General features: G+C 60.7%; 24 protein-coding genes. 14 read left to right on the top strand and 10 right to left on the bottom strand.

Going from position 1 to position 25,275, the window contains the following annotated elements:
• The first annotated feature begins 84 nt into the window (after positions 1 to 84).
• From relA to PSH64_RS22630, 3 genes are all read left to right on the top strand, one after another.
• Positions 85 to 2,328, top strand: coding sequence for a GTP diphosphokinase (relA, locus tag PSH64_RS22640; RefSeq protein ID WP_105342822.1), 2,244 nt, complete (start codon positions 85 to 87; stop codon positions 2,326 to 2,328).
• A 144-nt stretch (positions 2,329 to 2,472) separates the two neighbouring features.
• Positions 2,473 to 3,306 (top strand): nucleoside triphosphate pyrophosphohydrolase, encoded by an 834-nt coding sequence (gene mazG, locus PSH64_RS22635; protein WP_105342825.1) that lies wholly within the window; start codon positions 2,473 to 2,475, stop codon positions 3,304 to 3,306.
• Positions 3,307 to 3,331: 25 nt separating this feature from the next.
• Positions 3,332 to 3,874: a DUF2058 domain-containing protein gene (locus PSH64_RS22630; protein WP_018926288.1), complete on the top strand. Its 543-nt coding sequence runs from the start codon at positions 3,332 to 3,334 to the stop codon at positions 3,872 to 3,874.
• 66 nt (positions 3,875 to 3,940) lie between these two features.
• On the opposite strand, the gene PSH64_RS22625 is transcribed toward PSH64_RS22630, so the two are convergent.
• The 6 genes from PSH64_RS22625 to PSH64_RS22600 form a co-directional block, all read right to left on the bottom strand.
• Positions 3,941 to 4,129 carry a hypothetical protein gene (locus PSH64_RS22625; RefSeq protein ID WP_018926287.1) on the bottom strand — a complete coding sequence of 63 codons (189 nt, stop codon included), beginning with the start codon at positions 4,127 to 4,129 and terminating at the stop codon, positions 3,941 to 3,943.
• A gap of 321 nt (positions 4,130 to 4,450) precedes the next feature.
• On the bottom strand, positions 4,451 to 5,671 hold the full coding sequence (fabB, locus tag PSH64_RS22620) for a beta-ketoacyl-ACP synthase I (RefSeq protein WP_105342827.1): 1,221 nt from the start codon (positions 5,669 to 5,671) through the stop codon (positions 4,451 to 4,453).
• An 11-nt stretch (positions 5,672 to 5,682) separates the two neighbouring features.
• Positions 5,683 to 6,198, bottom strand: coding sequence for a 3-hydroxyacyl-[acyl-carrier-protein] dehydratase FabA (gene fabA, locus PSH64_RS22615; protein WP_018926285.1), 516 nt, complete (start codon positions 6,196 to 6,198; stop codon positions 5,683 to 5,685).
• Between the two features lie 248 nt (positions 6,199 to 6,446).
• Complete coding sequence (locus tag PSH64_RS22610) at positions 6,447 to 8,348, bottom strand: ATP-binding protein (RefSeq protein WP_305478729.1); 1,902 nt, start codon at positions 8,346 to 8,348, stop codon at positions 6,447 to 6,449.
• A complete protein-coding gene (locus PSH64_RS22605; protein ID WP_305478727.1) occupies positions 8,345 to 9,277 on the bottom strand; it encodes an ABC transporter substrate-binding protein in 933 nt (310 codons plus the stop codon). Before PSH64_RS22605 ends, PSH64_RS22610 begins: the two co-directional genes overlap by 4 nt.
• A gap of 1 nt (position 9,278) precedes the next feature.
• The gene (locus tag PSH64_RS22600) at positions 9,279 to 11,402 is read right to left on the bottom strand and encodes a TonB-dependent siderophore receptor (protein ID WP_305478725.1); all 2,124 of its coding nucleotides are present in this window, start codon (positions 11,400 to 11,402) and stop codon (positions 9,279 to 9,281) included.
• A gap of 196 nt (positions 11,403 to 11,598) precedes the next feature.
• Here PSH64_RS22600 and PSH64_RS22595 point away from each other — a divergent pair, with 196 nt between their 5' ends.
• The 10 genes from PSH64_RS22595 (at position 11,599) to PSH64_RS22550 (ending at position 20,268) form a co-directional block, all read left to right on the top strand.
• Positions 11,599 to 12,621: an NAD(P)H-dependent glycerol-3-phosphate dehydrogenase gene (locus PSH64_RS22595; protein WP_105342836.1), complete on the top strand. Its 1,023-nt coding sequence runs from the start codon at positions 11,599 to 11,601 to the stop codon at positions 12,619 to 12,621.
• A gap of 35 nt (positions 12,622 to 12,656) precedes the next feature.
• Positions 12,657 to 13,004: a DUF4389 domain-containing protein gene (locus PSH64_RS22590; RefSeq protein ID WP_105342838.1), complete on the top strand. Its 348-nt coding sequence runs from the start codon at positions 12,657 to 12,659 to the stop codon at positions 13,002 to 13,004.
• Positions 13,001 to 13,453, top strand: a complete 453-nt coding sequence (gene sixA, locus PSH64_RS22585; RefSeq protein ID WP_105342840.1) for a phosphohistidine phosphatase SixA — start codon at positions 13,001 to 13,003, stop codon at positions 13,451 to 13,453. The genes PSH64_RS22590 and sixA overlap by 4 nt, the downstream gene beginning before the upstream one ends.
• A gap of 209 nt (positions 13,454 to 13,662) precedes the next feature.
• Positions 13,663 to 15,330, top strand: a complete 1,668-nt coding sequence (locus PSH64_RS22580) for an AMP-binding protein (RefSeq protein WP_305478724.1) — start codon at positions 13,663 to 13,665, stop codon at positions 15,328 to 15,330.
• Positions 15,331 to 15,362: 32 nt separating this feature from the next.
• On the top strand, positions 15,363 to 15,806 hold the full coding sequence (locus PSH64_RS22575) for a hotdog fold thioesterase (protein ID WP_305478723.1): 444 nt from the start codon (positions 15,363 to 15,365) through the stop codon (positions 15,804 to 15,806).
• Positions 15,807 to 15,947: 141 nt separating this feature from the next.
• Entirely contained in the window at positions 15,948 to 16,754 is an 807-nt protein-coding gene (locus PSH64_RS22570; protein ID WP_105342847.1) for an alpha/beta fold hydrolase, read from the top strand.
• Positions 16,751 to 17,605 (top strand): alpha/beta hydrolase, encoded by an 855-nt coding sequence (locus PSH64_RS22565; protein WP_105342849.1) that lies wholly within the window; start codon positions 16,751 to 16,753, stop codon positions 17,603 to 17,605. The genes PSH64_RS22570 and PSH64_RS22565 overlap by 4 nt, the downstream gene beginning before the upstream one ends.
• Before the next feature lie 50 nt (positions 17,606 to 17,655).
• Positions 17,656 to 18,315 carry a glutathione S-transferase family protein gene (locus PSH64_RS22560; RefSeq protein ID WP_305478722.1) on the top strand — a complete coding sequence of 220 codons (660 nt, stop codon included), beginning with the start codon at positions 17,656 to 17,658 and terminating at the stop codon, positions 18,313 to 18,315.
• An 8-nt stretch (positions 18,316 to 18,323) separates the two neighbouring features.
• Complete coding sequence (locus PSH64_RS22555; protein ID WP_105342854.1) at positions 18,324 to 19,130, top strand: DUF4892 domain-containing protein; 807 nt, start codon at positions 18,324 to 18,326, stop codon at positions 19,128 to 19,130.
• 82 nt (positions 19,131 to 19,212) lie between these two features.
• A complete protein-coding gene (locus tag PSH64_RS22550; RefSeq protein WP_105342856.1) occupies positions 19,213 to 20,268 on the top strand; it encodes an AI-2E family transporter in 1,056 nt (351 codons plus the stop codon).
• A 105-nt stretch (positions 20,269 to 20,373) separates the two neighbouring features.
• Here PSH64_RS22550 and xopAW read toward each other — a convergent pair whose 3' ends face one another.
• The 3 genes from xopAW to PSH64_RS22535 all read right to left on the bottom strand — a co-directional run bounded on the left by xopAW (position 20,374) and on the right by PSH64_RS22535 (position 23,267).
• Positions 20,374 to 21,222, bottom strand: a complete 849-nt coding sequence (gene xopAW / locus PSH64_RS22545) for a XopAW family type III secretion system calcium-binding effector (protein WP_305478721.1) — start codon at positions 21,220 to 21,222, stop codon at positions 20,374 to 20,376.
• Positions 21,223 to 21,456: 234 nt separating this feature from the next.
• Positions 21,457 to 22,509: a HAMP domain-containing sensor histidine kinase gene (locus tag PSH64_RS22540; RefSeq protein ID WP_105342861.1), complete on the bottom strand. Its 1,053-nt coding sequence runs from the start codon at positions 22,507 to 22,509 to the stop codon at positions 21,457 to 21,459.
• Positions 22,509 to 23,267 (bottom strand): response regulator, encoded by a 759-nt coding sequence (locus PSH64_RS22535; RefSeq protein WP_105342863.1) that lies wholly within the window; start codon positions 23,265 to 23,267, stop codon positions 22,509 to 22,511. The genes PSH64_RS22540 and PSH64_RS22535 overlap by 1 nt, the downstream gene beginning before the upstream one ends.
• 292 nt (positions 23,268 to 23,559) lie before the next feature.
• On the opposite strand from PSH64_RS22535, the gene pyrF reads away from it, so the two are divergent.
• Positions 23,560 to 24,258, top strand: coding sequence for an orotidine-5'-phosphate decarboxylase (gene pyrF, locus PSH64_RS22530; protein WP_305478720.1), 699 nt, complete (start codon positions 23,560 to 23,562; stop codon positions 24,256 to 24,258).
• Between the two features lie 31 nt (positions 24,259 to 24,289).
• On the opposite strand, the gene PSH64_RS22525 is transcribed toward pyrF, so the two are convergent.
• A complete protein-coding gene (locus PSH64_RS22525) occupies positions 24,290 to 25,252 on the bottom strand; it encodes a transposase (RefSeq protein WP_305478208.1) in 963 nt (320 codons plus the stop codon).
• Between the last annotated feature and the right edge of the window lie 23 nt (positions 25,253 to 25,275).

Genomic DNA, 25,275 nt, shown 5'->3' with positions numbered 1-25,275 from the left:
CGTCATAGCCCCGCGAGTGCACACAGGCAATGAAGGTCAGCGATTTGACGCATTGAATCTGCGTCGTAGGGAAGGTAAAGCAAGATGGTACAGGTGAGAGCACACCAGCCGATCAACACCGACGGCAGTATCAATCTCGAGGCTTGGCTCGATCATGCGGTCAGTGTCGATGCGGCACTGGATCGCGAAGCCTTGAAAGAAGCCTGCGAGTTCGCTCGCGAGGCCGAACAACAAGCCAATGCGGCGAAAAACCTGTGGTCCGAAGGGACCTCGAGTTTCCGCACCGGCCTTGAGATCGCCGAGATTCTCGCCGACCTCAAACTCGATCAGGATTCGTTGGTCGCCGCAGTCCTGTACCGCGGCGTGCGCGAGGGCCAGATCCAGTTGCCGGCGGTCAGCCAGCGCTTCGGCCCGGTGGTCGCCAAACTGATTGACGGCGTGCAACGCATGGCGGCGATCAGCGACAGCCTGAGTCCGCGTAAATCCATGGTGATGGGCACCCAGGGCCAGGTCGAAAACCTGCGCAAGATGCTCGTGGCCATGGTCGACGACGTGCGCGTCGCGCTGATCAAACTGGCCGAACGCACCTGCGCGATCCGCGCGGTGAAAACCGCCGACGACGAGAAACGCAACCGCGTCGCCCGTGAAGTCTTCGACATTTACGCGCCACTGGCGCACCGCCTCGGCATCGGTCACATCAAGTGGGAACTGGAGGACTTGTCCTTCCGTTACCTGGAGCCCGACCAGTACAAACAGATCGCCAAGTTGCTCCACGAGCGGCGGCTGGATCGCGAGCGCTTCATTGCCGACGTGATGACCCAACTCAAGAACGAGTTGCAGGCCACCGGCGTCGAGGCCGATATCAGCGGCCGGGCCAAACACATCTATTCGATCTGGCGCAAAATGCAGCGCAAGGGTCTGGAGTTCAGCCAGATCTACGACGTGCGCGCCGTTCGTGTGCTGGTGCCGGAAATGCGCGACTGCTACACCGCGCTCGGCATCGTCCACACCTTGTGGCGGCACATCCCGAAAGAGTTCGACGACTACATCGCCAACCCGAAAGAGAACGGCTACCGCTCGCTGCACACTGCGGTGATCGGCCCCGAGGGCAAGGTGCTGGAAGTGCAGATCCGCACCCACGCCATGCATGAAGAAGCCGAGCTGGGTGTTTGCGCGCACTGGCGCTACAAGGGCACCGACGTCAAGTCTGGCTCGAACCACTACGAAGAGAAGATCTCCTGGCTGCGTCAGGTCCTGGAGTGGCACGAAGAGCTGGGCGACATTGGCGGCCTTGCCGAACAGCTGCGGGTCGATATCGAACCGGACCGGGTCTACATCTTTACCCCGGACGGTCACGCGATCGACTTGCCGAAAGGCGCGACACCGCTGGACTTCGCCTACCGCGTGCACACCGAAATCGGTCACAACTGCCGTGGCGCCAAGATCAACGGGCGCATCGTGCCGCTCAACTACAGCCTGCAAACCGGTGAACAGGTCGAGATCATCACCAGCAAGCATGGCACCCCGAGCCGCGACTGGCTGAACCCGAACCTGGGTTATGTCACCACTTCGCGGGCACGGGCGAAGATCGTTCACTGGTTCAAATTGCAGGCCCGCGATCAGAACGTCGCGGCCGGTAAAACCTTGCTCGAGCGCGAACTCAATCGCCTCGGCCTGCCGCAGGTGGATTTCGACAAGCTGGCCGAAAAGGCCAACATGAAAACCGCCGAGGACATGTTCGCTGCCTTGGGTGCAGGCGATTTGCGTCTGGCCCAACTGGTGAACCTGGCGCAGCAACTGGTCGAGCCGGAACGCGGCAACGAACAGCTGGAGCTGATCCCGCGCAAAGCTACCGGCTACAAGCCTGGCAAGCGTGGCGATATCCAGATCCAGGGTGTCGGCAACCTGATGACCCAGATGGCCGGCTGCTGCCAGCCGTTGCCGGGGGACGCCATCGTCGGTTACATCACTCAGGGTCGTGGGGTGAGCATTCACCGTCAGGACTGCGCCTCGGTGCTGCAACTGGCCGGACGCGAGCCGGAGCGGATCATCCAGGTCAGCTGGGGGCCGGTGCCGGTGCTCACCTACCCGGTGGACATCATCATTCGCGCCTACGACCGTTCCGGTCTGCTGCGTGACGTGTCGCAGGTGCTGCTCAACGAGCGGATCAACGTGCTGGCGGTCAACACCCGCTCGAACAAAGAGGACAACACGGCGTTGATGTCCCTGACCATCGAGATTCCGGGGCTGGATGCATTGGGACGGTTGCTGGGGCGGATTTCCCAGTTGCCGAACATCATTGAAACCCGCCGTAACCGCACGCCGTGATAATGACGTTCATGTCTGGCACCGATCCACTGTGGGAGCGGGCCGGCTCGCGAAGAGGGAGTGTCAGTCGACATCAATGTTGTCTGACACACCGCTTTCGCGAGCGAGCCCACTCCCACAAGGGTTTTGCAGTGAGAGTGATTGATGTACAGCCTTGAAGACTTGCTCCACCTGATGAGCCGTCTGCGCGACCCGCAATACGGTTGCCCGTGGGACATCAAGCAAACCTACGCCACCATCGTCCCGCACACTCTGGAAGAAGCCTACGAAGTCGCCGATGCCATCGAACGCGGCGACTTCGATCATTTGCAGGGTGAATTGGGCGACTTGTTGTTCCAGGTGGTTTATTACAGCCAACTGGCCCGGGAAGAAGGGCGCTTCGAGTTCACGGGCGTGGTCGACAGCATCACGCGCAAGTTGATCCGCCGTCATCCCCATGTGTTCCCCACCGGTGATCTGTATGCGCCGCTGGATATCCCTCGTTTGAATGAAGAGCAGGTCAAGCAACGCTGGGAAGAGATCAAGGCTGAAGAACGCGCCGAGAAGTCTTCGGCGCCGGAGCAGTTGTCCTTGCTCGATGACGTACCCGCGGCGCTGCCGGCGTTATCCCGTTCGGCAAAATTGCAGAAGCGCGCAGGGCAGGTTGGTTTCGACTGGCCCGACGCCTTGCCGGTGCTGGACAAGGTTCGCGAAGAGCTCGATGAAGTGCTCGAAGCCATGGCCGACAATGACCCGGCAGCGATTGCCAGTGAAGTGGGGGATCTGCTGTTTTCCGTGGTCAATCTGGCGCGACACCTCAAGGTCGATCCGGAAACCGCACTGCGTGGCGCGAACACAAAGTTTGAAAGACGCTTCCGATTTATCGAACAGGCATTGCGCGACACCCGCCGTCCCATAGAAGATTGCACCCTCGAAGAGTTGGACGCCTTGTGGGGCGAAGCCAAACGTCAGGAAAAGAATTTGCCCAGCTGCGGCTGAGCTGTTGCCTAAGTGAGTAAGCACCATGAGCCTTTCCCTTCGCGACCAGTTGCTCAAAGCAGGGCTGGTCAACCAAAAGCAGGCCAAACAGGTCGGCAAAGAAAAACAGAAACAACAGCGCCTGGCCCACAAAGGCCAGATCGAGCTCGATGACTCCCAGCAGCGTGCGGCTCAGGAAGCCATGGCCGAGAAGGTCAAGCGCGACCAGGAGTTGAACCGTCAGCAACAGGAGAAGGCCGAGCAGAAGGCCCGCGCCGCCCAGGTCAAGCAATTGATCGAAGTCTCGCGCCTGCCCAAGCTGAACACCGAGGACTACTACAACTTCGTCGACGACAAGAAGGTCAAGCGCATCTCCGTCAACACGCTGATGCGCAACAAGCTCAGCAGCGGTTCCCTGGCGATCGTGCATCACGCCGGCGGTTACGAAGTGATCCCCCGTGAAGCGGCCCTGAAGATCCAGGAGCGCGATCCACAGCGCATCGTGCAGCTGAATGTGAAGACAGAAGAAGTCAGCACCGAAGACGATCCGTACGCGGCCTATCAGATCCCTGACGATCTGATGTGGTAAGCCGTTAGCGGCTGCCACAACGACAAACCCCGCTCATGGCGGGGTTTGTCGTTTTCAATGCGGTGGTTATGCAGAACGCGCTTCGCGTTGCTGCTCCAGTGATTCCAGTTCGGCCTTGTATTGGTGGGCTTCGGTCTCGGAATGGAACATCCCGACCAGCAGGTCTTGTTGATGTACATCCCAGATGCGGATACCGGCGGCGATGCCTTCGTGGGACATATGTGAATCGTCGCGTTCAGTTACTTTTACAGTCATCTGCTAGCTCCAATCTCTGTTATCTGCAGCAAGGCGTGTGCAGGCCTTTGTTATAAGTTTGGTTAGCTGGCTAAGTAAACGACTGAATTCGGTAATGGACTTTTGCGAATTCTGTAAAAGCGCTGCAGCCCGTGTAGCGCGCGACATTCGGTCGCAGGGCGTTGAGTTTCATGACAAAAGCTTCATGTTCGTGAGCCACGAAGTCAGATGGATTGAGCAGCTCCCACAGATTTTGTGTCTTGCCGAAGTACTTATTTCAAGCGCAAAAAAAACGCCCCGAACCAGTCGGGGCGTTTTCATGTGCAGCACAGTTGCGGGGTATTACTTACCCTGCCAGCGCTTCAGTACCAGCGTGGCGTTGGTGCCGCCGAAGCCGAAGCTGTTGCTCATCACGGTATTGATGGTGGCGTCTTCGCGAGTCTTGGTCAGGATTGGCATGTCTGCCACTTCCGGGTCCAGCTCGTCGATGTTGGCGGAACCCGCCATGAAGTTGCCTTCCATCATCAGCATGCAGTAGATCGCTTCGTGAACGCCGGCGGCGCCCAGGGAGTGACCCGACAGGCTCTTGGTGGAGCTGATGGCCGGTGCCTTGTCGCCGAACACTTCACGCACACCTTTCATTTCCATGACGTCGCCGACCGGAGTCGAGGTGCCGTGGGTGTTCAGGTAGTCGATCGGTGTATCGACGGTGGACATGGCCATCTGCATGCAGCGGATGGCGCCTTCGCCGCTAGGAGCGACCATGTCGTAGCCGTCGGAGGTCGCGCCGTAGCCAACGATTTCCGCGTAGATCTTCGCGCCGCGGGCCAGAGCGTGTTCCAGCTCTTCGACCACGACCATGCCGCCACCGCCGGCGATGACGAAACCGTCACGCTTGGCGTCGTAGGCACGGGAAGCTTTTTCCGGGGTTTCGTTGTACTGGCTGGACAGTGCGCCCATGGCGTCGAACAGGAACGACTGGCTCCAGTGTTCTTCTTCACCGCCACCGGCGAAGACGACGTCCTGCTTGCCCATCTGGATCTGTTCCATGGCGTTGCCGATGCAGTGAGCACTGGTGGCACAAGCGGAAGCGATGGAGTAGTTCAGGCCCTTGATCTTGAACGGCGTGGCCAGACAGGCGGAAACGGTGCTGCTCATGGTCCGCGTTACACGGTATGGGCCGACGCGCTTGACGCCTTTCTCGCGCAGGATGTCCAGCGCTTCCATCTGGTTCAGCGTGGAGGCGCCACCGGAACCGGCGATCAGGCCGGTACGCGGGTTGGAGACTTGCTCTTCGGTCAGACCGGAGTCTGCGATGGCATCTTTCATGGCCAGGTAGGCGTAAGCCGCCGCGTGGCCGACGAAGCGATAGATCTTGCGATCGATCAGCTCTTCGAGGGGGAGGTCAATGGAGCCGGAAACCTGGCTACGCAGACCCATTTCAGCATATTCCGGGTTGAACCGGATGCCAGGGCGGCTTGCACGCAGGTTAGCGGAGACGGTCTCTTTGTCATTGCCCAGGCACGAAACGATGCCCAGACCAGTGATAACGACGCGGCGCATGCGGATAACCCTTAGAAGTTGTCAGTGGAGGTGAAAACGCCGACCCGAAGGCCTTCGGCGGTATAGATTTCGCGGCCGTCGACAGTCACGGAACCATCGGCGATGGCCATGTTCAGCTTGCCTTTGAGGACGCGTTTGATATGGATGTTATAGGTGACTTTCTTGGCGGTCGGCAGTACCTGGCCAAAGAATTTTACTTCGCCCGAACCCAGGGCGCGACCACGGCCCGGCAGACCTTGCCAGCCGAGGAAGAAACCGACCAGTTGCCACATGGCATCGAGGCCCAGGCAGCCCGGCATCACCGGATCACCTTCGAAGTGGCAGGCGAAGAACCACAGGTCTGGAGTGATATCCAGCTCGGCGACCAATTCACCTTTGCCGTACTTGCCACCCTCTTCGGAGATCAGGGTGATGCGATCGACCATCAGCATGTTCGGGGCGGGCAGTTGCGCGTTACCCGGGCCGAACAGCTCACCACGACTGCAGCGCAGCAGGTCTTCCCGGGTAAAGGCGTTTTGTTTGGTCATGCGAGCTCCTCAATAGTCCATGCGGCAGGGTGGGGGCGAATCTTCCCGGCCGATCGAAGCGTTCATGCCTCGAGTCAGCAGCCTACTCATAGACTATTGCGTTGTAGTGAAAGTCACAGCACCAAGGACATGAATGTACACTTGTGCACTGAAATTATTATTCAAGCCCCTTTTCGGGCCTGTTCGGGTGCCTAAGACTGCCGCACTTTCGTCGTTCACGCCAGTCGCAGATAGCCGAAAGGCCTGCACTACTGCACCCATCGCTGCAGAATTTGCTGCAGATCAGTGCGTTTAAAGGGCTTGGCCAGGTAATCGTTCATTCCCGCGGACAAACAGGTTTCACGGTCGCCCTGCAAGGCATTGGCCGTCAGGGCAATGATCGGCACGTCAGCGCAGCCGGGCAGTTGGCGAATCTGACGGGTGGCCTCGTAGCCGTCGATCACCGGCAGTCGGCAGTCCATCAGAATCGCAGCGAAATTCAGGCTCTCGGCGCTGCGCACCGCTTGTGCACCATCTGTAACGACGCTGACAGTAAAGCCCAGACTGCGCAACATTGCTTCGACCACGGTGCGGTTGACCGGATTGTCTTCCACCAACAGCACATTACGACCTTCGCCATCGTCATTGCCGGTATGGACTCGTGGCATCAGCGTCGGCAATGGCTGCTTATAGAGGGCCAAAGGAATTTCCAGGGTGAACACCGAGCCTGTGCCTTCTTCGCTCTGAGCGCGCAAGGTGCCGCCCATCCGCTCAGCCAGGGTGCGGGCAATCGGCAGCCCTAATCCGGTGCCGCCGTAACGTCTTGAAATAGAACTGTCAGCCTGCTGGAACGCGTTGAACATCAACTCCAGGCTTTCGGCCGGGATACCGATCCCGCTGTCACGCACAGTGCAGGTGAACCACAGCAATTCATGGTCCAGCGACTGCCACTGCGCTTCGATGGTGACGCGGCCCCGTTCGGTGAACTTCAGTGCGTTGCCCACGAGGTTGACCAGAATCTGCCGGATCCGCGTCGGATCACCCTGCACCTGCAGCGCACGCATGTCCTCGGGGATGTGCAGTTGCAGATCGAGCCCGCGTTGCACCGCGCTGTGCTGGAATGATTGGGCGCAGCTGCCGATCAGGTCCGCAAGGTTGAACGCAATGTGCTCCAGCTCCAGTTCCGAACGCTCGATGCGCGAGAAATCGAGAATGTCATTGATCACTTTGAGCAGGTGTTCGGTGGATTCGGAGGCCAGCGCCGCGTACTCGATCTGCTCCTCGGTCATCTCGGTGGTTTCCAGCAATTGCAGCATGCCCAGCACGCCATTCATCGGGGTGCGCAGTTCATGGCTCATCATCGCCAGAAAGTCGGATTTGGCGTTGTTGGCCTTTTCCGCTTCCTCCCGGGTCTGGATCAATTGCGCCATGGCCTGATGCTGCTCGCGGCTGGCTTGTTCAAGGCCCTGGGCAAGGTTGTTGATGTGTTGCGACAGGGCGCCCAGTTCGGTGTCGTCGACAATCGGCAGGGGCGTTTTGTAGTCGCCTTTCTGGATCGCCTTCACCGCATTGCCGATGTCATGGATCGGTTGCGACAGGCTGCCGGCCAGGCGCCGGGCCAGCAGAAAGGTAAACAGCAGGGCGAAAAGGGCCAGGATCCCGGCCTTGAACAGGATTTCCTGTTGGCGCTGGTTGAAGGCGTCATTGGACAGGCCGACGATCACCCGGCCCAGATAATCCTCGCCCGGCTTCGTGGGGGCGGTGCGGCTGTTCTGGAAGAAGTCATTGTTGAGCGCGATGCGTTGCAGCCGCACCGGTGCCTGGAATACTTCGACCTGGTGCGAGCGGTGGTGGGATTCCGATGGTTGTTCGACGTACACCAGAATCCGGTTGGTGCTGTCCTGAACCTCCAGAAAACGCACATTGGGCGTGGCCAGGGTGGCCTTGAGCAAACTTTCGAGCACGTCGTTGTTGCCCGAGATCACCCCGTATTCGGTGGCCGGCGCCAGCTGGTTGGCGATCAGTTGACCGGTGTGGTTGAGTTCCTGGCGCAAGTCCTGAATTCGCACGAAGGTAAAGAAACTGATCAGCAGCAACGTCAGCAGCAGTGCCGGGCCGAGGCTGATGATCTGGGTGCGGGTATTGATGTCCCAACCGCGACGGAAGGTCATGGGCGGCGTTCTCCTTCGGCCAGCTGTGTTGCGACATAGGCTTCATTCATCGGTTCAATACTTAAAGAACGAGCCACCTGCGGGTTGCTCAAGACCTTGAAATGCTGCGGATAAAGTGTGCGCGGCCAGGTACTGGAAGGGCGGTCGAGCAGTTCGTCGAGAATCTTCAGCCAATCGCTCTGGTCGCTGTAGGTGCTGGCGAGGCTGCCGGCCCTGACGAAGGCGGCGTTGGGACCGATCAGTGGCAACTGCCGTGCATAGCTGCTGAGCAGCAGGTTTTTCACGGTTTTCGGGTTGTACAGATCAGGATCATCCAGGCCCAGCAATACATCAGTGTTTTTCAGCAGGGTCTGCAAGGGGCGGCTGTCGTTGGTGTTGTCCCAACGCTCGGTCACTACTTCAAGGCCCAGGGGCAGGGCGGCATGATGCAGTTCCTTCAGCAGGAATTCGCTGTGGCTGTCGAAAAGCACGCCGACCCGTCGGGCCTCGGGCAGGACGAGTCGGATCAGATGCAATTGTCGATCCAGCGGCGGATCGCTCCAGAGCAGGCTCAGGTGCGGGGGGAACACATCGCCAAAGCGGTGGTGGGCTTGCAGGCGGCTGATGCGCAGCACCAGCGTTGCCGGGCCCCGGGCGTCTTGCAGGCGCCAGTCGAGGCTTTGCGGGTCGAGCAGAATCAGGCGGGTGCCCGTAGGCAGTTGGCCTGGCGCCGGCAGGCTGGCGACTGGCTGGAAACGCACACTGTCGGTGGGGCGCAACTCGCTCAGGGCCTGAACGAAAGACTGCACGCCGGGGCTGTCCTCGGCGCCGGTCAACAGAATGTCGGCGGCCCGGGCCGGCAGACTGCACAGCAGCCCGATAAACACCAGGCACAGCCCGGCCAGCAGGCGGCCAAGGGTTGGCGTCTTCCGTGGCGGGCGATGCTGCATCTTAAAACTCCAGCTCCGCGCTGAAGTAGAGCACCCGGCGCTCGTCGTAGTTGTTGTCGACGAAGGTGGTGGGCTGATTGTCGAGGCGTTGCTGGAGGACCCCGGCCAGCTCCAGATTGGCCTTGCCCAGGCCGATGCGTTTGGCGATGCGAGTGTCGACCCGCTCGAAGCGATAACCGTTGAGGGCATCGGCGCCATAGTAGAAGAGCGCGCTGTTCCAGCCCTGGCCCCAGTTGCGCAGCCAACCGGCGGAGCCGCTGTTGCGCGCCGTTTGTCGTGCATCCAGCGGGTTGCTCGCCTCGGCATCGACATAGGCGTAGGTCAGGCGCAGACGGTCGGCGCTGCTGACGCGCCAGTCCAGTTGGGTTTCCGTCCCTGAGAATCGTGAGCTGTTCGAGTTGCTGGCAATGTACTGATTATTGCGCAGCGGTTCGCTGATCATGCCGTTGATTTCGTCGTAGAACAGCTTTACGTCGACCGTCAGCCCCCACTCTGTGAAGTAGCCGTTGTAGCCCAGTTCGCGAGAACGCATGCGTTCCTGTTCGAGATCGCCCGGGCCACGGGTCCTGACGAAATAGCGGGCGCTGGTCTGGCCATAGGCACTGGGCTGCAGGTTGGTCACCTGATAGCTCCAGTTGACGCTGTTCTCGAACATGTCCGGCGAGCGGACGGCTTCCGAGTACACCGCGCGCAAGCCATGGCGCGGGTTGATCAGGTAGTTGATCGCCACTCGCGGGGTCAGTGAGCTGCCGGTCAGTTGGGTGTCTTCGAACATCGCCCCGCCCTGCAGCAACCAGTGCTCGGTGGCGCGCCACTCGAGTTGGCCGAACGCCCGCCAGGTGGTGTCGTCGAGCGTGCCATTGAAGTAGGTCTCGGAATCGGCCCGGTCGTAACGATAGTTCAGGCCACTGACCAGCCGCAGGCTGTCGGACAGGCTGAGGGTGTCTTGCAGTTCGAGGTCGTAGCGTGATTCCCGGGCGCTCTGGTCGATGTCGCCGCACAGCGTTTGGCTGGCGCCGTTTCGCCATTGCGCCAGAACCTGATTGGCCAGGGCTTGCTCCGCCGCCGTGCCGGGGGGCGCGCCGAGGCCGGTGAAGCGTGCGATGTTGCGCGCCAGACGTTCGGTGTAATTGGGGTTGAGCTGCCAGAGTTGGGTCAGCTCCGGGCTGAACGAGATCTCGGCATCGCAGGCCCGCCAGGTCTGCTGACGATCCCAGTGTTGCGCCGAGCCTTGAATATAAAGGCTGTGATCAGGGTTGATGTCCAGGTTCCAGCGCAGCGAGCCCGCATAGTCCTTGGCGATGACGTCGGAATTGTTCCCGGCGGCGGTAATCCCAGAGAACACCGGGCGGTAGGTATAGGGGCGCTGGTTGGTCCCGTCCTTGGCGTTCAGTTGCCAATCGATGCTCTGGTTTTCATTGAGCGTCTGGCTGACGGCCAGGCTGAAGCGGTTCAAGCGACGGCTGTCGCGGTAATCGGCGCCGGTGCGGTCCGAGTCGAAGCCATCGTCTTGTTGCCCGGACAGCGACAGGCGCAAGTCGCCGCTGTCCCAACCCATGCCCTGGCTGGCGTAGAAATCGTTGATCCCGCGTTGGCCACGGCTGACTTTCAGCCGCGTGCCGTGGCTGTCGGCCGGTTTGCGGGTGATGATATTGACCACCGCCATCAGCGCGTTGGCGCCGTAGCTGACAGTGTTCGGGCCACGGAAAACCTCGATGCGCTCGATGTCTTCCATGGCCACCGGAATATCACTCCAGTCCACCGTGGCCAGGCCTGCGCGGTACACCGAGCGGCCATCGATCAGCACTTGCATGCGCCGCGCTTCGCTGGCGTTGGTGCCGTGGTAGTTCACCGCCGCCTGATTGCCGCTGATGTTGCCGACCATCATCCCCGGCACCAGCCGCAGCAACTCGCTGATATCCCGCGCGCCGCTGGCGTTGATCAGTTCGCTGTCGATCACCGTCATGCTGCCTGGCACGGCGGCCGGCGATTGTTTCAAGCGCGTCGCGGTCAGCACTTGCGGCAACGGGTCGTTGTCGAGGAACAGGTCGTCGGCCAGCAATGGCGAGCTGAAAATCAGCGCCAGCACCAGTGGCGAGCGAGGATAGGGAGAGCCAACAGACACGGCGCGGCCTTGATAGCGGTTGATTGGCGCGCATGTTAACCGAGCGCAGCGACTTTTCCAGTCACGTTGCAGGCATTTTCCTCGGTTTTCTTGGTCTTCTTCCTACAAGTGCCGGTAATTGATGCTGGGGCTGGCCGCCAGTGGGCCGCTCCGTATAATGCCGGCATCGCCACTGGTATGGATTAACGGATTGCATATGACTGAACAGCGCCCTATTGCGGTCCTGGGAGGCGGAAGTTTTGGTACCGCCGTGGCTAATCTGCTGGCCGAGAACGGGCATCAGGTGCGGCTGTGGATGCGTGACCCCGAGCAGGCCGAGGCCATTCGGGTCAATCGCGAGAACCCGCGTTACCTCAAAGGCATCAAGATTCTTCCTGCGGTGGAGGCGGTCACAGACCTGCAAGCCACCCTGCAGGCCTGCGACCTGTGCTTCGTCGCGCTGCCGTCCAGCGCGCTGCGCTCGGTGCTGGCGCCCTATGCCCAACTGTTGACCGGCAAGCTGCTGGTGAGCCTGACCAAAGGCATCGAAGCCCATACGTTCAAGCTGATGAGCCAGATTCTTGAAGACATCGCCCCGCAAGCGCGCATCGGCGTGCTGTCGGGGCCGAACCTGGCCCGTGAAATCGCCGAACACGCGCTGACCGCCACGGTAGTCGCCAGCGAAGACGAAGACCTTTGCCGGCAAGTCCAGGCCGCGCTGCATGGCCGGACCTTTCGCGTGTACGCCAGCGCCGACCGCTTTGGCGTGGAGCTGGGCGGGGCGCTGAAAAACGTCTACGCCATCATCGCCGGCATGGCGGTGGCGCTGGGCATGGGGGAAAACACCAAGAGCATGCTGATCACCCGGGCACTGGCGGAAATGACTCGCTTCGCGGTGAGTCAGGGGGCCAACCCCATGACTTTCCTGGGGCTGGCGGGCGTAGGCGATCTGATCGTCACCTGTTCATCACCGAAAAGCCGCAACTACCAGGTCGGGTTTGCCCTCGGTCAGGGCTTGAGCCTGGAGGACGCGGTGACGCGTCTGGGCGAAGTCGCCGAAGGCGTGAACACCCTCAAGGTGCTCAAGGCCAAGGCTCAGGAAGTGGGCGTTTACATGCCGCTGGTCGCCGGATTACATGCGATTCTGTTCGAAGGGCGCACGCTGAATCAGGTGATTGAGTTACTGATGCGTGGCGAACCGAAAACCGATGTGGACTTTATTTCCCCCAGCGGTTTCTAAGTACTTAACCGATGCAAGCAGGGAACGAGGCAGACATGAACGATCCGAAAGTAGAAGACAAGTACGAATCCATCCTGCTGCGGGTGCTGTGGATGATTGTCTATGTGCTGGTCTGGCAAGTGGCGCAATTGATCCTCGGCGCAGTGGTGCTGGTGCAGCTGATCTATCGTTTGATATATGGCGCACCGAGCGCCAGCCTGATGAATTTCGGCGACAGCCTGAGCCAGTTTCTGGCGCAGATCGGTCGTTTCGGCAGCTTTCACAGCGACCAGAAACCCTGGCCGTTCGCTGACTGGCCGGCGCCGCGTACCCCGGAAGGTGAAGCCCCGCACGTTGTGGCGCCGGCACCGCATCCGGCCCGAGATGAGGAACCGAAGCTATGAAACTCTGGGTATTGCGTCATGGTGAAGCCGAACCTCATGGGACCCGCCCGGACTCCGAGCGGACACTGACCGTCAAGGGGCGTGAAGAGGTGTTGCGCACTGCCGCACAATTGATCGGCCAGCCGCTCACCGCCATTTATGCCAGTCCTTATCATCGAGCGCAGGAGACGGCGGAAATTGTGCGTACGGCGCTGGGTTTCGCGCCGGAGATTCGCACGGTCGACTGGCTCAAGCCCGACACTTTTCCGCAAGCAGTGGCGGAGCAGTTGGTGTCCGTGGATCATGCGCTGCTGGTCAGCCACAATCCGCTGGTCGGTAACCTGTTGGGTTATTTGCAGCATGGTCACGTGCAAGAACCGGAGAGAGTCGGCACCGCCGGGCTCGCCGAACTTGAGGGTGACGAACTGCTGGTCGGGGCGATGAAGCTCAACGGCATCAAACACCCATAATCCCTGAAGAAACCGGGCTAGTGTGGGAGCGGGCTTGCTCGCGAAGGCGGTGTGTCAGGTAACAATGGTGTCGACTGATACACCCTGTTCGCGAGCAAGCCCGCTCCCACAGGTTCTGTGTTGCGACTGGTTTTTGTATGAAATAGTCAACCAAGCACTTGCTTGGTTGACTACGCTTGCTCCAGATCAAAAATGAAGGAGCAAGTCGCATGTCTGCTGCTGTTCGTTTGCCACTGGACGTCTTCTACGAGCGCGAAAGCCGTCATCCGCGCCAGCGCTTTCTGGTCCAGCCGACCGGAGGCGGCCAGGTCGAGACGCTGACCTGGGCCGACGTCGGTCATCAGGCACGCTGTGCCGCCCACTGGCTACGGGCTCGCGAATTGCCGCAAGGCAGCCACATCGCACTGATCTCGAAAAACTGCGCCCACTGGATCATCGCCGACCTGGCGATCTGGATGGCCGGGCATGTCTCGGTGCCGCTGTACCCCAACCTGACCGCCGATTCCGTGGCCCAGGTACTCGATCATTCCGAAGCCGCGCTGGCCTTCATCGGCAAGCTGGATGACTGGCCGGGGATGTCCGTCGGGGTCAGGCCTGACCTGCCGACCATCAGCCTGCCACAATGTCCGGTGGGCACATTCGATTTCAGTTGGGCCGACCTGCAACGCAGCTCGCCGATTCAGGACGACCCCAAACCCGCCGTCGATCAACTGGCGACCATCATCTACACCTCCGGTACAACCGGCCAGCCCAAAGGCGTGATGCACAGTTTCGGCGCGTTGGGATTTGCCACCACCCGTGGCACCCGGTTGTTCGGCCTGAATGAGTCGGATCGTCTGCTGTCCTACCTGCCGCTGTGCCACGTCGCCGAGCGGATGTTCGTCGAGCTGGCAGCGATCTACACCGGGCAAACGGTATTCTTTGCCGAGAGTCTCGACACCTTCCTCACCGATTTGCAGCGTGCCCGGCCGACCGCACTGTTCGGCGTGCCGCGCATCTGGAGCAAATTCCAGATGGGCGTGTACAGCAAGATCCCGGAAAAACGCCTCGGCTTTCTGCTCGGCCTGCCTTTTATCGGCAAACGGGTAGGGCACAAAGTCCTCGCCGGGCTGGGGCTGGACGCCTTGCGCGTTGCCTTGTCCGGCGCGGCGCCAGTGCCGCAGGCCTTGTTGGATTGGTATCGAAAACTGGGGCTGGACGTGCTGGAGGTTTACGGCATGACAGAAAGCTGCGGTTATTCCCACATCGGCCTGCCCGGCCAGAACAAACCCGGCTGGATCGGCAAACCCTGCCCGGAGGTCGAAGTACGCATCGAGCCATCCGGCGAAGTGCTGGTGCGCAGCGGCGCGACCATGCTCGGTTACTTCAAGGAACCCGTGAAAACCGCCGAAACCCTCACCGAGGACGGCTTCCTGCGCACCGGTGACAAGGGCGAGGAGGATGCCGACGGCAACCTGCGACTGACCGGGCGCCTGAAAGAAATCTTCAAGACCAGTAAAGGCAAATACGTGGCCCCGGCGCCGATCGAGAATCGCCTGGCGGTGCATTCGCGGATTGAACAAGTATGTGTGGTCGGCGACGGCTTGAGCGCACCGCTGGGGTTGTGCGTGTTGTCGGCGGTTGGCCTGCAAGACGCCAGCGGAACGACGAGGGCGGGCCTGCATTCAAGTCTGGAAAAGCTGCTGGAAGAGGTCAACGGTGCGCTTGATAAACATGAACGCTTGCACCGGCTGGTGGTGGTCAAGGACAGTTGGGCGGTGGAAAACGGTTTCCTGACACCGACCCTGAAGATCAAGCGCAACATGATCGAAGCGGCTTACGGTGCGCGTTTCGAAGAATGGAGCGAGCGCAGCGAGGCGGTGCTGTGGCAGGATTGAGCCACCGACAACACCCATAAAGGAACGCAACGATGAGTCTGTGGCGCACCACTCCCAACGTCGAGCAGTTGAACGCGATCCAGAAAAACACCATCGGCGAAGTGCTGGACATTCGCTTCGAAGCTTTCGATGACGAGTCCCTGACCGCGAGCATGGTCATCGACCATCGCACACACCAGCCTTATGGTTTGCTGCATGGCGGCGCCTCGGTGGTGCTGGCCGAAACCGTCGGCTCGATGGCCAGTTTCCTGTGCATCGACGCCAGCAAGTTTTATTGCGTGGGCCTGGAAATCAACGCCAACCATTTGCGTGGCCTGCGCAGTGGACGGGTGACGGCGGTGGCCAGGGCGATTCACATCGGACGTACGACGCATGTCTGGGATATTCGCTTGACCAGTGATGAGGGCAAGGCCAGTTGTGTGTCGCGGCTGACCATGGCGGTGGTGCCGTTGGGGGAGAATCCACCAGCACGATGAGTTTCGGCCTGCCAGGGGCATCCTTGCTCCCTCGTCATAGCCCTGACCCGACTGTCATCATTCCTGTCAGTTACGGTCATTGCTGTAGGACGTCGTCTTACGGACAATCAACGTCTGTTTTTTGCACATGGATCTGCCGGTATGTCGCAACAGATATTTTTCGCCCACGCCAATGGCTTTCCTTCGGGGACCTACGGCAAGTTGTTCGCGGCGCTGGCGCCCGAGTATCAGGTGACGCATCTGGAGCAGCACGCCCATGACCCGCGTTTTCCGGCGGACGACAACTGGAACAATCTGGTGGATGAGCTGATTCATCACCTCAAGCAGCAGCCGGAACCGGTCTGGGGTGTCGGTCACTCCTTCGGCGGCGTGCTGCACCTGCACGCCGCGTTGCGTTGCCCTGAGCTGTATCGCGGTGTGGTGATGCTTGATTCGCCGGTGCTGACCCGCACCGATCAATGGGTGATCCGTGCCGCCAAACGCTTCGGTTTCATCGATCGCCTGACCCCGGCCGGCCGTACGTTGGGACGCCGGGAAGAGTTCGCCGATCTGGAGGCGGCCCGCCTGTACTTCGCTGGTAAGACCCTGTTTCGTGGTTTCGACCCGGAATGCTTCGACGCCTATCTTCAATACGGTTTGCAAAAGGTCGGCGACAAACTGCGCCTGCGTTTCGACCCGGCCACGGAAATCAGCATCTACCGCGGCGTACCCCACACCAGCCCCGGTCGCGCGCGCCAGTTGAAAGTGCCGCTGGCGGTGGTGCGCGGACACAAAAGCCGGGTGGTGATGCGTCATCACACCCGTTCCGTCGGGCGCATGCCCTTGGGCGAGTCCTTGACCATGCCCGGCGGTCACATGTTTCCCCTCGAACGTCCACAGGACACGGCCACGCTGCTGAAAAATCTGTTCAGTCGCTGGGAAGGTCGCCGCCAACAGGATTGCGCATGAGCAGTGTCGTTGAAGAAGTTCGCCTGAGCCTGCCGCATATCGAGTTGGCGGCGCACCTGTTCGGCCCTGAGGACGGCTTGCCGGTCATCGCCTTGCACGGCTGGCTGGACAACGCCAACAGCTTTGCCCGGCTGGCGCCAAAGCTCAAAGGCTTGCGCATCATCGCGCTGGACATGGCCGGGCACGGTCACTCGGGGCATCGGCCCAACGGTGCCGGTTACGCCCTGTGGGACTATGCCCATGACGTATTGCAAGTGGCCGAGCAGTTGGGATGGAAACGTTTTGCGCTGCTGGGGCATTCCCTGGGGGCGATCGTCTCGCTGGTGCTGGCCGGGGCGTTGCCGGAGCGGGTGAGTCATCTGGCTTTGATCGACGGCGTCATTCCTCCTACAGACAAGGGCGAAAACGCCGCCGAGCGTATGGGCATGGCCCTGCAAGCGCAGCTGGATCTGCGGGAAAAACGCAAACCGGTCTACAGCACGCTCGACCGGGCTATCGAAGCGCGCATGAAAGGTTTGGTGGCGGTCAGTCGCGAAGCCGCCGAACTGTTGGCCCAGCGCGGCTTGATGCCGGTGCCGGGCGGTTATACCTGGCGCACCGACAACCGCCTGACGCTGCCGTCGCCACTACGTCTGACCACTGAACAGGCGATGGCTTTCGTCCAGCGTGTCGGTTGTCCTGCCCACCTGGTGGTCGCGGCTGACGGCATGCTCGCCAAACATCCCGAGTTGCTGGAACGTCTACCCTTTAGCCGTGAACAGTTGCCTGGCGGCCATCATTTGCACCTGAACGACGAACCCGGCGCCGACCTTGTCGCAGACTGTTTCAATCGGTTCTTCGCCGTTCCTTGACTTGCGCCGGGCAACTGTCGAGGCTGGGCGGGTTGAAATGGGAGACAACCATGATAGATCTGTACACCGCTGCGACCCCGAATGGCCACAAGGTCTCTATCGTGCTCGAGGAACTCGGCCTGCCCTATACGGTGCACGCCTTGAGTTTCGACAAAAAGGAACAGAAGTCCAAGGACTTCCTCAAGATCAATCCCAATGGCCGCATTCCCGCGATTGTCGACCGGGCCAATGGCGATTTCGCCGTGTTCGAGTCTGGCGCGATCCTGATTTACCTCGCCGAGATGACCGGCAAACTGCTGCCCCAGGACCTGAAAGGGCGTTCGGTGGTGTTGCAGTGGCTGATGTTCCAGATGGGCGGCATCGGGCCGATGCAGGGCCAGGCCAATGTGTTTTTCCGTTATTTTCCGGAAAAGCTCCAGGGCGCCATCGACCGTTATCAACATGAAACCCGGCGCTTGTATGAAGTGCTCGACACGCGTCTGCAAGCCGTGGAATTTCTGGCGGGCGAGTACAGCATTGCCGACATCGCGACCTTTCCGTGGGTCCGTGGCCACGACTGGTCCGGCGTCTCGGTGGACGGCTTGCCGGCCTTGCAGCGCTGGATGGCAGCCATGGAGGCGCGCCCGGCGGTACAACGCGGCTTGCTGGTGCCTGAGCGCATCGATGACGCCAGTGTCATCAAGGGTGCACAGGCCATGTTGATCCGATGAGTCTGTCCATGCGTTCACTCACTCTGCTGGCGCTGTGCAGTTTCAGTCCCTGGTTGCTGGCCGCTGACATTCCAGGCAGTCAGGATCTGAAGATCGTGCCGCGCGTGGCCGATGCGCAGATCGTCGACTATCGCCCGACGGTGGAACTCGAACGGATTTATCCGCTGGGGTCTATCCGCAAGATCAGCGGTCAGTTGCGCTACGACGGCCAGGTCGCCGCCCGGGGGCAAACGACCTCGGTCACCTACGAATTGCCACCGGAGCATTCCTCCACCGATGCCTTCACCGCCGCCCGGGAAGCCTTGCAGAAGCAGGGGGCCGAGCTGTTGTTCTGGTGCCAGGCACGGGATTGCGGGGAAAGCAGCCTGTGGGCCAATGAAGTCTTCGGCAACTCCAAACTGTATGGCGCCGATAATCAGCAGGCTTATTTGCTGTTGCGTCTGGCGGCCCCTCAAGACAACTCACTGGTGGCGCTTTACAGCATCACTCGCGGCAATCGCAGGGCGTATCTGCACGTCGAACAATTCGATGCCTCGGCACCACTGGGTGATTTGCTGCCGACGTCCGCGACGTTGCTGCGCCAGCTCAAAAGCACCGGGAAGCTCGATTTCCCCAAACTTGACGGCGACCCTGACGACACCTGGCTACGTTTGATTTCCCGAGGCCTGAACCTGGACACCACCTTGCGGGTCAGCGTTTCGGGGCCCAATGCCGAAGCCTGGCGCCAGGCACTGATCGGCCAGGGCGTGCGCACGGCACGGATGGAAACCGGTAGCGTCGAAGGCTCTGGCCTGCGCTTCGAACTGTTGCGATAAGCTTCATAAGGCGAACGCGTTCGGCGCGTTCGCCTACTCTTTGCTGACTGACGTGTCCGGCTGACTTTTTTCGGGATATTACATGCTCAATAACGATCGGCTGTTGGTGCAGATACTGCTCCTGGTGCTGTTTGGCGCGAGTTTATGGGTGATGGCGCCATTCTGGTCGGCGCTGTTCTGGGGCGCGGTGCTGGCGTTTGCCAGTTGGCCGTTGATGCGTCTGTTGACCCGCTGGCTCAATGGCCGTGAATCCCTGGCGGCGCTGTTGCTGACACTCGGCTGGATGCTGCTGGTGGCGGCACCGCTGGTGTGGCTGGGGTTCAACTTGGCGGACCACGTGCGCGATGCCACGGCGTTCATCAAGGATGTGCAAGTCGATGGTCTGCCCGAAGCACCGGTCTGGGTGGGCAGTATTCCCCTGGTCGGCGAGCGATTGGTAGGGATCTGGAACAGCATCGATCAGCAGGGCGCGGCGATGATGCTGGCGATCAAGCCGTATCTGGGGCAGGTCGGCAACTGGTTGCTGGCGCGCAGCGCGCAGATTGGCGGCGGGATTCTCGAGCTGACGCTGAGTATTGTCTTCGTGTTCTTTTTCTACCGGGACGGGCCAAGGTTGGCGGTATTTGTCCATGGGTTGCTGGAGCGGTTGATCGGTGACCGCGCCGGGTATTACATCGAATTGGTGGCGGGCACCGTGCAGCGAGTGGTTAACGGGGTGATCGGTACAGCGGCGGCCCAGGCGGTGCTGGCGTTGATCGGCTTCCTGATTGCCGGCGTGCCTGGGGCGTTGGTGCTGGGGATTGTGACGTTTTTGCTGAGTCTGATTCCGATGGGGCCACCGCTGGTGTGGATTCCGGCCACGGCGTGGCTGGCCTGGAAGGGCGAATACGGGATGGCGGTGTTCCTCGGGATTTGGGGGATGTTCATCATCAGCGGGGTCGACAATGTGCTTAAGCCGTACCTGATCAGCCGGGGCGGGAATTTGCCGTTGGTGATTGTGCTGCTGGGGGTGTTTGGCGGGTTGATAGCGTTCGGGTTTATCGGTCTGTTCATCGGCCCGACGTTGTTGGCCGTGGCTTACAGCCTGCTGACCGATTGGAGCAAGAGTCAGGCTCGGGTTGAGGATCGCCAGCCCTGAGTTTTTTGTTGGGGCTTAGGCATCGCGAGCAGGCTCGCCCCCACGCTTATTTTGTGGCCGACACAAACCCATATGGGAGCGAGCCTGCTCGCGATGCTTTTTGACTTAAGTGACCACGTTCAGGTGTTTGCCCACGGTCGCCACATTGTCGAGCGAGTATTGCTTGCTCAGGTTGGCAATCATTTTGTTCAGGGCTTCGGTCACGTTGAGCTGATGGGTCGAGCTGTCGGAATTCTGCTCGCGGCCGGCTTGCAGGGCGGCTTTCAGTTCATCGCTGTTGACACCACCGCTGCTGTCGCTATCGAGCACTTTGAGCAACGCGGCGCTGGTGTCGGTGGAGGTCGATGAAGTGCTGTCGCTGGCCTGCAACGCGCTGCTCAGTTCCGTGGCGGTGACACTGCCATCGCTGTCGGCGTCGAGCTGGCTGAACAGTTCTTCGCTGGACATCTGCTGAGGTGGCGGTGGCGGCGGGGTCAGGCTGGCGGCGAGCTCGTCCTGGCTGACAGTGCCGTCTTCGTTCTTGTCCAGGGCCGAGAAGATTTCCGTGCTGTCGGCCGTGCTGCCGGCGCTGGTCAGGCCATTGCTCAGCTCATCGCTGTTGATGGCGCCGTCGCCGTCTGTGTCCAGAGCGCTGATCAGTGCATCGGCCAGTTCGGTGTTCGGGGCCTGATCGCTCGGTGGCGGCGGAGGGGCCATCGCGGCCATTTCTTCACTGCTCAGGCTGCCGCTTTCGTCACTGTCCAGATCGCTGAAGTTCTTGCTCAGGCTGACCAGCAGACCGTCGTCGGATTTCTGCGACAGGGCGTTCTTGAGTTCGTCCTGATCCACCGCTCCGTCGCTGTTGTTGTCGAGTTTGGCGAGCAGTTCTTTCTGGAACTGCTGGCTGCGGGCGCTGTTGGTGGAGGTGCTGCTGGTGCTGGTATAGCTCGTGTAGTTGCTGACACTACCGATCATTGTGCTCACTCCTTGGAATGGGAAACCGGTGGGTGCACCGGCTTTTGCAGCCTCAAGGGGCAAGTTATCGTGGGTATGTGGGGTTTGTACCGTCCGGTACACACAAGCACCAGGCCAGGCGCAGATCCTGTGGGAGCGGGCTTGCCCGCGAAAGCGGTGTATCAGGCAACATTGAAGTTCACTGACACAGCCTCTTCGCGAGCAAGCCCGCTCCCACGGGGGAGTCGTTGTGGCTTAGACGCGAGGCAAACGGATGACAGCGGTCAAACCACCGCCGGGGGTTTCTTCCAGGCTCAGTTGCCCGCCCAGACGCTCCGCTGCTTCCCGGGCGATGGTCATGCCCAGGCCGACACCGCCGGAGTTGCGATTACGCGAACCTTCCAGGCGAAAGAATGGTTCAAACACCGCTTCACGTTTATCCGCCGCGATCCCCGGGCCATGGTCGATGACCCGGATCACCAGTTCCTCGCGGCTGTCCTCAAGCGTGATCAGCGCGTCTCCGGCATAACGCAAGGCGTTGTCCAGCAGGTTGTTGATGCACGAGCGCAAGGCCATCGGCTGTACTTCCAATGGCGTGCAATGGCCGCTGCTCTCAACGTCGGCGCCCTGGTCCTGGGCGTTTTCGCTCAGGGACTCCACCAGCGCCTGCACGTCCATCCATTGTGGCGCCTCGCTGGTGCGCTGTTCGTGCAGGTAGGTGAGGGTGGAGTCGAGCATGCCGATCATGTCGTCCAGATCCTGACGCATCTGGCCTTGCAGCTTGTCGTCGTCGATCTGTTCCAGCCGCAGCTTGAGTCGCGACAGCGGTGTGCGCAGGTCATGGGACACGGCGCCGAGCATTCGCGAACGCTGCTGCATTTGCTCAAGAATGCGTTTTTGCATCAGGTTGAAGGTGTGTGCCGCTTGCCGCGCCTCCCGTGGGCCGGACTCATCCAGCGGCGGGCTGTCGAGATTTTCACTCAGGCGCTCGGCCGCGTCGCTCAGGCGCTGAATCGGCCGGGTCAAGAGCCTGGCGCCGTACCAGGCGGCAATGATCAGCGAGACAAACTGAAACGTCAGCGGCACCAGTGGCCCGCCGAACCACGGCCGAGGCGGTCGATTGCCCAAGCGCGGGTCCATCGGCGGGGGGGGGCCGTCGAAGCGCCCGGAAAACTCTGCTGGCGGAGGGGGAGGCGGGGGCGGCCCGTAATACTTGAACCAGAAGAACGCTAACAAATGCGCCAGTACGATCGCCACCAGCAGCATGCCAAACAGGCGGCCGAACAGCGTATCGAAGCGCGCACGCATCAGCCGATGTCTCGTGCGTCGAACAGATAACCCTCACCACGAACGGTCTTGATCAGTTGCGGGGCTTTCGGGTCGTCGCCCAGTTTCTGGCGCAGGCGCGACACCAGCAGATCGATGCTGCGATCAAACGCTTCGATCGAGCGACCGCGTGCGGCGTCCAGCAGTTGTTCGCGGCTGAGCACCCGGCGCGGACGTTCGATGAACACCCAGAGCAAGCGGAACTCGGCGTTGGACAACGGCACCACCAGGCCATCGGCGGCGATCAACTGGCGCAGCACGCTGTTCAATCGCCAGTTGTCGAAGCGAATATTCGCACGCTGTTCGGTGCGGTCATCGCGCACCCGACGCAGAATGGTCTGAATTCGTGCGACCAGTTCTCGCGGCTCGAACGGCTTGGCCATGTAGTCGTCGGCACCCAGTTCCAGGCCGATGATCCGGTCGGTGGGTTCGCAGCGAGCGGTGAGCATCAGGATCGGGATGTCCGATTCGGCGCGCAGCCAGCGACACAGCGACAAGCCATCTTCGCCCGGCAGCATCAGATCGAGTACCACCACGTCGAAATGTTCGGCTTGCAGCGCCTGACGCATGGCGGCGCCATCGGAGACGCCGCTGGCGTGGATATTGAATCGGGCCAGGTAGTCGATCATCAGTTCGCGGATCGGGACGTCATCGTCGACGATCAGGGCGCGAATGCTCCAGCGTTTGTCATCGGCCGGCGCTTTTTGATCGTCGTTCAGAGGTGCTGGGGTGTTGTGCATGCGTGCGTTCATCTGCCAGGTAGGCTGCCAACCACAAAGATAGGCTGCGAGGTTGTGGCTTCAGCATAGGCGTCCGGCCGTGAGGCGGGAAGTGCTGTAGGATTTGTTGCGGCTGGCGAGGGTAGCGTTGAAGGGTGTTGTGGGCGTGTCGTGTGTGTATCGGGCTCGACACAATTGCCGCAGCAGCTAGTCTTGCCTGAGCCGCGACGACGAATTACCGATCATCGGGTCCCGCAGCGCCGCTGGTTCCGCTACAATGCGCGCCGATTTCGACTTGCCTGAGAGCCCACTCATGTCCGCCTGCCAGACGCCTATCATCGTCGCCCTGGATTTCCCCACCCGTGACGCCGCATTGAAGCTGGCCGATCAACTGGACCCGAAACTGTGCCGGGTCAAAGTCGGTAAAGAACTGTTTACCAGTTGCGCTTCGGAAATCGTCGGCACCTTGCGCGACAAGGGTTTCGAAGTGTTCCTGGACCTCAAGTTCCATGACATCCCGAACACCACCGCCATGGCCGTCAAGGCGGCTGCGGAAATGGGCGTATGGATGGTCAATGTGCACTGTTCCGGCGGTCTGCGCATGATGGCCGCCTGCCGTGACGTGCTTGATCAGCGCAGCGGTCCGAAACCGCTGTTGATCGGCGTGACCGTGCTGACCAGCATGGAGCGTGAGGATCTGGCGGGTATCGGCCTGGACATCGAGCCGCAGGAGCAGGTGCTGCGCCTGGCCGCGCTGGCGGAAAAAGCCGGGATGGACGGTCTGGTCTGCTCGGCCCTGGAAGCCCGGGCCCTGAAAACCGCTCACCCGTCGCTGCAACTGGTGACCCCGGGGATTCGTCCGGCGGGCAGCGCCCAGGACGATCAGCGCCGCATCCTGACCCCGCGTCAGGCGCTGGAGGCCGGTTCCGACTATCTGGTGATCGGCCGTCCGATCAGCCAGGCAGCGGATCCGGCGAAGGCGTTGGCGGCGGTCGTCGCAGAACTCGCTTAACCAAACGCCGCAGATCCAAATGTGGGAGATTCTATGTTGCAGGACAACCCTGCAACGGTCGATTCGGTTGGTATTCGCTCTGGTTTTTCATCAGAGCGAACGCCACCCGGGCGAGTTTTCGGGCAAGGATTACCAGGGCCTGAGTCCTCTTGAAACCTCTGGCCAGGTACCCTTCATAAAATGGTTTCCAGGTCGCTGAACGACAGGCGGCCATGGCCGAGTTGTGGGCCAGACGTCGTATTTCCGGATCCCCTTTCTTGGTCAGACTGCGACTCCCCGTCTTTTTTCCCGAGTCATCGACCCTCAAGTCCATGCCCAAAAAAGCGATGAAGGCATTGCTGTCCTTAAACTCGCCACGCAAAAAAGCCGTCGCAAATCCAGTTGCCGTCAGTACACCAACGCCTTCAATGGCCTTGCAACGCTCAATATTTTCGGCGGCTCCGGCCTCTTTGCTCAGGTCACGCAGCTGTTTTTGAATGGCCAAATCCGAGCGCTTAAACGTCTCCATCAGACATTTCAGCTCTTCTTCCAGGCGCGGCTCATTGGCCCAGCTCTGAGCCAGGCTGACACGCGCCTTGATCAGTGCTGCCCGTCGATGAAGCAGGCTTTGCAGGGCCTTGTAAGCCTTGGGCGGCGGGCTCCAAGCGCGTAACCCACCCTGTTCATGCGCCAGATACCGAGCCAGAAGACGAGCATCACACGGATCATTTTTAGCTCGTTGGCCGACACTGCGGCGGTAATGACTCAAGCGATAACCGTCCACGACGTAGACCTGATGACCCAACTCATAGGCCAACTCAACCGTGTCCAAGTGGTAAATGTTGGTGGCCTCAACGGCAATGCCACTTTTGGCGGGCAGCGTCTTGAGCCAACGTTTGAGTGCTGCTCGATTATTGGAGATGGCTTGTGTGGTTTGCAGATCGGCGCGATAGACGAGCACCTCAGCCTTGGCCACATCAACACCCACGACCGCTTGCGAAGTAAGGATTGTCATGACGAATCCTCGGAGCTAGGGTT

It is taken from the genome of Pseudomonas sp. FP1742 (assembly GCF_030687145.1).
In the GTDB taxonomy this organism is placed as follows: Bacteria; Pseudomonadota; Gammaproteobacteria; order Pseudomonadales; family Pseudomonadaceae; genus Aquipseudomonas; species Aquipseudomonas frederiksbergensis_D.
This window is presented reverse-complemented; position numbering and strand designations above follow the sequence as displayed.

Bases quoted from the DNA above. Each gene is read 5' to 3' on its own strand.
- relA (WP_105342822.1), top strand. From the start codon at position 85: ATGGTACAGGTGAGAGCACACCAGCCGATCAACACCGACGGCAGTATC.
- mazG (WP_105342825.1), top strand. From the start codon at position 2,473: ATGTACAGCCTTGAAGACTTGCTCCACCTGATGAGCCGTCTGCGCGAC.
- PSH64_RS22630 (WP_018926288.1), top strand. From the start codon at position 3,332: ATGAGCCTTTCCCTTCGCGACCAGTTGCTCAAAGCAGGGCTGGTCAAC.
- PSH64_RS22625 (WP_018926287.1), bottom strand. From the start codon at position 4,129: ATGACTGTAAAAGTAACTGAACGCGACGATTCACATATGTCCCACGAA.
- fabB (WP_105342827.1), bottom strand. From the start codon at position 5,671: ATGCGCCGCGTCGTTATCACTGGTCTGGGCATCGTTTCGTGCCTGGGC.
- fabA (WP_018926285.1), bottom strand. From the start codon at position 6,198: ATGACCAAACAAAACGCCTTTACCCGGGAAGACCTGCTGCGCTGCAGT.
- PSH64_RS22610 (WP_305478729.1), bottom strand. From the start codon at position 8,348: ATGACCTTCCGTCGCGGTTGGGACATCAATACCCGCACCCAGATCATC.
- PSH64_RS22605 (WP_305478727.1), bottom strand. From the start codon at position 9,277: ATGCAGCATCGCCCGCCACGGAAGACGCCAACCCTTGGCCGCCTGCTG.
- PSH64_RS22595 (WP_105342836.1), top strand. From the start codon at position 11,599: ATGACTGAACAGCGCCCTATTGCGGTCCTGGGAGGCGGAAGTTTTGGT.
- PSH64_RS22590 (WP_105342838.1), top strand. From the start codon at position 12,657: ATGAACGATCCGAAAGTAGAAGACAAGTACGAATCCATCCTGCTGCGG.
- sixA (WP_105342840.1), top strand. From the start codon at position 13,001: ATGAAACTCTGGGTATTGCGTCATGGTGAAGCCGAACCTCATGGGACC.
- PSH64_RS22580 (WP_305478724.1), top strand. From the start codon at position 13,663: ATGTCTGCTGCTGTTCGTTTGCCACTGGACGTCTTCTACGAGCGCGAA.
- PSH64_RS22575 (WP_305478723.1), top strand. From the start codon at position 15,363: ATGAGTCTGTGGCGCACCACTCCCAACGTCGAGCAGTTGAACGCGATC.
- PSH64_RS22570 (WP_105342847.1), top strand. From the start codon at position 15,948: ATGTCGCAACAGATATTTTTCGCCCACGCCAATGGCTTTCCTTCGGGG.
- PSH64_RS22565 (WP_105342849.1), top strand. From the start codon at position 16,751: ATGAGCAGTGTCGTTGAAGAAGTTCGCCTGAGCCTGCCGCATATCGAG.
- PSH64_RS22560 (WP_305478722.1), top strand. From the start codon at position 17,656: ATGATAGATCTGTACACCGCTGCGACCCCGAATGGCCACAAGGTCTCT.
- PSH64_RS22555 (WP_105342854.1), top strand. From the start codon at position 18,324: ATGCGTTCACTCACTCTGCTGGCGCTGTGCAGTTTCAGTCCCTGGTTG.
- PSH64_RS22550 (WP_105342856.1), top strand. From the start codon at position 19,213: ATGCTCAATAACGATCGGCTGTTGGTGCAGATACTGCTCCTGGTGCTG.
- xopAW (WP_305478721.1), bottom strand. From the start codon at position 21,222: ATGATCGGTAGTGTCAGCAACTACACGAGCTATACCAGCACCAGCAGC.
- PSH64_RS22540 (WP_105342861.1), bottom strand. From the start codon at position 22,509: ATGCGTGCGCGCTTCGATACGCTGTTCGGCCGCCTGTTTGGCATGCTG.
- PSH64_RS22535 (WP_105342863.1), bottom strand. From the start codon at position 23,267: ATGCACAACACCCCAGCACCTCTGAACGACGATCAAAAAGCGCCGGCC.
- pyrF (WP_305478720.1), top strand. From the start codon at position 23,560: ATGTCCGCCTGCCAGACGCCTATCATCGTCGCCCTGGATTTCCCCACC.
- PSH64_RS22525 (WP_305478208.1), bottom strand. From the start codon at position 25,252: ATGACAATCCTTACTTCGCAAGCGGTCGTGGGTGTTGATGTGGCCAAG.